The organism is Arthrobacter sp. H14 (assembly GCF_000520495.1).
Classification (GTDB): Bacteria; Actinomycetota; Actinomycetes; order Actinomycetales; family Micrococcaceae; genus Arthrobacter_C.
In genome coordinates, this window is sequence record NZ_KI914647.1 from 11,256 (window position 1) to 15,478 (window position 4,223).

Annotated in this window: 5 protein-coding genes; 3 read left to right on the top strand and 2 right to left on the bottom strand. The window is 65.5% G+C overall.

The features are described from left to right. On the bottom strand, positions 1-239 hold a 239-nt coding region (locus tag Y707_RS24735; protein WP_035781011.1), incomplete at its 3' end, for a helix-turn-helix domain-containing protein. Positions 240-426: 187 nt separating this feature from the next. On the opposite strand from Y707_RS24735, the gene hutH reads away from it, so the two are divergent. From hutH to Y707_RS0109250, 3 genes are all read left to right on the top strand, one after another. Continuing rightward, positions 427-1,995 carry a histidine ammonia-lyase gene (hutH, locus tag Y707_RS0109240; RefSeq protein ID WP_026534868.1) on the top strand — a complete coding sequence of 523 codons (1,569 nt, stop codon included), beginning with the start codon at positions 427-429 and terminating at the stop codon, positions 1,993-1,995. 138 nt (positions 1,996-2,133) lie between these two features. Next, entirely contained in the window at positions 2,134-3,438 is a 1,305-nt protein-coding gene (locus tag Y707_RS0109245; protein ID WP_026534869.1) for a S8 family serine peptidase, read from the top strand. A gap of 27 nt (positions 3,439-3,465) precedes the next feature. Further along, complete coding sequence (locus Y707_RS0109250) at positions 3,466-3,699, top strand: hypothetical protein (protein ID WP_026534870.1); 234 nt, start codon at positions 3,466-3,468, stop codon at positions 3,697-3,699. A 95-nt stretch (positions 3,700-3,794) separates the two neighbouring features. Here the strand turns inward: Y707_RS0109250 and Y707_RS31405 are convergent. After that, positions 3,795-4,223: FAD-dependent oxidoreductase (locus tag Y707_RS31405; protein WP_162150203.1), on the bottom strand; the 429-nt coding region annotated here is incomplete at its 5' end.

Consider the following 4,223-nt stretch of genomic DNA (forward strand, 5'->3'; position numbering starts at 1 on the left):
AGCGACTCGTGGCTCAGGGCCTGGGCACCCAACTGGACGATCCGCATCCCCGGCCGGTAACCGTCGTCGTCCTTGCGGACGAAACCCGCCGCTTCCAAGGTGCGCAACAGCCGCAGGGCCGTGCTGGCGGACAGGTCCACCCCGCGGGCGGCGTCGGCGAGGGTGACGGATCCGCGGTCGCACACGGTGCCGAGCAGGGATAATGCCCGCTCGACCGTCCGGGTTGAGGCGTCTGCCACGGTGATCTTCTCCTTCGCCGGCTCCGTGTTGAGGACCGGAATTTTCCGTGCAGATCTTGCAGATCCGCGTCAGATGTATTTCACTTAGTAAAACGGTAATTTCATTCTTTAGCAATATCAAGACCGCGGGCAAAGAATTTTTGTCAGTAGCCTTGAACGCATCCCCAACAAATCCCGAGGAGTACCGATGACCGAGACCACCACCCCCGTTGTCGAAGTATCAGTTGGAGCACTCGCTCCGGCCGAGGTCGTCGCAGTCACCATGCGCGGCGCGCAGATCAGGCTGAGCGATGAGTCGATGACGGCGATGACGGAATCCCGTGCGGTCATCGAGGCGCTGGTCGACGACGACAAGCCGCACTACGGCGTCTCCACTGGCTTCGGCGCACTCGCCACCAAACACATCCCCGTCGATCTGCGTTCGCAGCTGCAGCGCTCGCTGATCCGCAGCCACGCGGCCAGCAGCGGTGCCGAAGTCGACCGCGAGATCGTCCGCGGGCTGATGCTGCTGCGTCTCTCCACGCTTGCCACCGGCCGCACCGGCGTACGCCCGTCGACGGCGGAGGCTTATGCGGGAATCCTGAATGCCGGCATCACCCCGGTGGTCCGCGAATACGGAAGCCTGGGCTGCTCCGGCGACCTCGCTCCCCTTTCGCACTGCGCGCTGGCACTGATGGGCGAGGGTGAAGTGCGCAATAACGACGGCGTACTGATGGACGCTGCCGACGCCCTCTCCGCTGCCGGGCTGGAACCGGTCGAACTCCGCGAGAAGGAGGGCCTGGCGCTGATCAATGGCACCGACGGCATGCTCGGGATGTTGATCATGGCCTCGGCCGACCTGCACCGGCTGCTCAAGATCGCCGATCTGTCCGCGGCCATGACCGTCGAGGGTCTGCTCGGCACGGACGCCGTGTTCGCCGAAGACCTGCAAGCGCTGCGTCCGCATCCCGGCCAGAAGACCTCCGCGGCGAACATCCGCGCGGTTCTGGCTGGTTCGCCGCTGATCAATGAACAGCGGCCGGAGGGCTTCACCCGGGTACAGGACGCCTACTCCGTCCGGTGCGCGCCGCAGGTCCACGGCGCCGTCCGGGCCACACTTGCGCACGTCGAATCGGTGGCAGGTTACGAGCTGGCATCCGCCGTCGACAATCCCGTCATCACCCTGGATGGCCGAATCGAATCCAACGGAAACTTCCACGGTGCGCCGGTGGGTTACGCGCTGGACTTCCTGGCCATCGCCGTCGCCGACCTGGCCTCCATGAGCGAACGCCGCACGGACCGCTTTTTGGATCCGGCCCGCAACCATGGCCTGAATGCGTTCCTCGCGGATGACCCCGGCGTCGACTCCGGCCACATGATTGCCCAGTACACCCAGGCCGGGATCGTTTCCGAACTCAAGCGCCTCGCGGTGCCGGCATCGGTCGACTCGATTCCCTCGTCGGCAATGCAGGAGGACCACGTATCGATGGGCTGGAGCGCCGGGCTGAAACTGCGCCGCGCCATCGACGGGCTGACCCGTGTCCTGGCGGTGGAAATCCTCACTTCGGCACGTGCCTTGGACATGCGCGACGGCGGCGTGGAACAGGCCAAGACGTCAAAAGCGACGACGGCGGCACGGCAGATGATCAGGGCGGTGGTTGCCGGACCGGACACCGACCGCTACTTGGCACCCGAAATCGAGGCCGTCCGTGTATTGGTTGACTCCGGCGCACTCCTGCACGCCGTCGATGAGGTGCTGGACACGCCGCTGCAGTGACCGGACCGGGCGAATGGCCGCCCGCAATACCGGACAGGTCACCCGTGGCGCGGTTATCCTGATCAGACCGCCCACCGGTGGCCGCGCATTCCGCCGCCGGACCGGACGGGTTGAGGGGCGCGACCAAAGGAGAGCATCGTGATCGAGGCAGCATCGTCGGGAAGCGGCGGATCCGGAACCGCCGCGGAGGCCGAAACCACCGGGCGCTACATCGTCATCTTCGCCGGCACCGACACAGACGCCTCCGCGGTGCTGTCGTCGGCCGCAGGTCTGTCCAACGTGGCAAGCTCGCGGGATTTCCGTAACCGCGGCGCAGACCTCTCCGAAACCAGGGACGCCGACGCGACGGTCTTCGCCTCGCTGGGAATGGCGGTCGTATCGGCCAATGCCGAGCAAGCCGCGGCTCTGCAGGCGTCCAGCGGAAGCCAGGGAAAAGTCATTTCGGTGGTGCCGGAACTGGTGCACCGTGTGTTGACGGACTCATCGTCGGTTTATGCCCACGGGTACCGTGACGGCGTCGCGGATCTTACGGCCAGGCTGGATTCCGGCGCCGACACAGGCAACGGTTCCGGCGATCGGCCAGCAAACTTCGAAGACTCGGCCACGGCCACCTGGGGCCTGCAGGCAACACGCGCAACGTCATCCCCGCAGTCCGGCAAGGGCATCAAAGTTGCCGTCCTGGACACCGGCTTTGATGCCAGCCACCCTGACTTTGCTGGACGCAATGTCACCGCTGAATCCTTCACTCCCGGCGAATCCGCGCAGGACGGACACGGCCATGGAACGCACTGCATCGGTACTGCCTGCGGCCCGAGGAGCCCATCCACTGGCCCACGGTACGGCGTCGCCTATGAGGCCGACATCTTTGCCGGCAAAGTGCTGGGTAATGCAGGGTCAGGCAACGACGGCGGGATCCTCGCCGGCATCGACTGGGCTGTGTCCAACGACTGTGCGGTGATCTCGATGTCCCTCGGCGCCGACGTCGCGCAGGTCCATCCGCCCTACACCGCCGCCGGCCGGCGTGCCCTTCAGCAAGGCTCGCTCATCGTCGCTGCGGCAGGAAACAACGCTGAACGCGACGCGGGCAATTTCGGCTTCGTCGGCACGCCGGCGAACAGCCCATTCATCATTGCCACCGCGGCTCTGAACCAACAGCTGAAACTTGCCGGCTTCTCCGCGCGCAGCGCTCCTGCCAGAGGAGGGCAGGTCGACGTGGCTGGACCGGGCTTCGAGGTGTACTCATCCTGGCCGATGCCCGAGCGCTACAAGACCATCAGCGGCACCAGCATGGCGACACCGCATGCCGCCGGGATTGCGGCATTGTGGGCCGGGGCGACCGGACACCGTGGCCTGGAGTTGTGGGCGACCATAGTCCAGGAAGCACAACGGCTGCATGCCCCCTCCGTCGACGTCGGAGCAGGGCTGGTCCTGGCGCCACAGTAGCCGGTTCCGCAGACGTATCATGGAGTCATGATCCACATCACCGTGACGGTCGATCAGGAACATCTCCGCGTGATCGGAGACGTCGCGAGTGTCCTGCGCGCCAAGGGAATGCACGTGGAGCAGGTGCTCGATAACATCGGCATCATCACCGGGTCGCTGCCCGAGGACCGGCGCCCGGACCTGGAATCGGCCGAGGGAGTCGAGTCGGTGGATGAACAGCGGAACTTCCAGTTGGCGCCGCCGGACAGCGGAGTCCAATAGCTGAGCCGGCCCCGACCAAAGGCGCCTGCCCAAGGGCCTGATCCGGCGCGACATCTTAGTTCGGCGTCGCGGCATGGGGATTGCCGTACGGGTACCTAGTTCAGTGGTGACAAGGCCGCGGCAATCGGGTCAGTATTGTCAATGGTGCCCATGATCAGACCCGCTGCCAGATCCGCCATCGCCCAGGACGTCTGGATGCCATATCCGGCCTGCCCCGCGAGCCAGAAAAAGTGCGGCGCCTCCTCGTCGAAGCCGACCACCGGCATTCCGCCCGCGCGCTCAGTACGCAGACCCGTCCAGGCCCTGTCCACACTCGTCAGGCCGAGTGTAGTTACCGCATTGACTTTCTCCATCAGCCGCTCGACGTCGGCGGCAACGGGCTTGGCATCCTGAGCTCTGCTGGGCACGGCTTCACAGGGCGATACCAGCAACTGCGCTCCATCCGGCCGATAGTAGAAGCTGCCGTCTGCCGCCAGGATCATATGTCCGTCCTCGGTGACCGGTTCCCGCGTATTGACGACGGC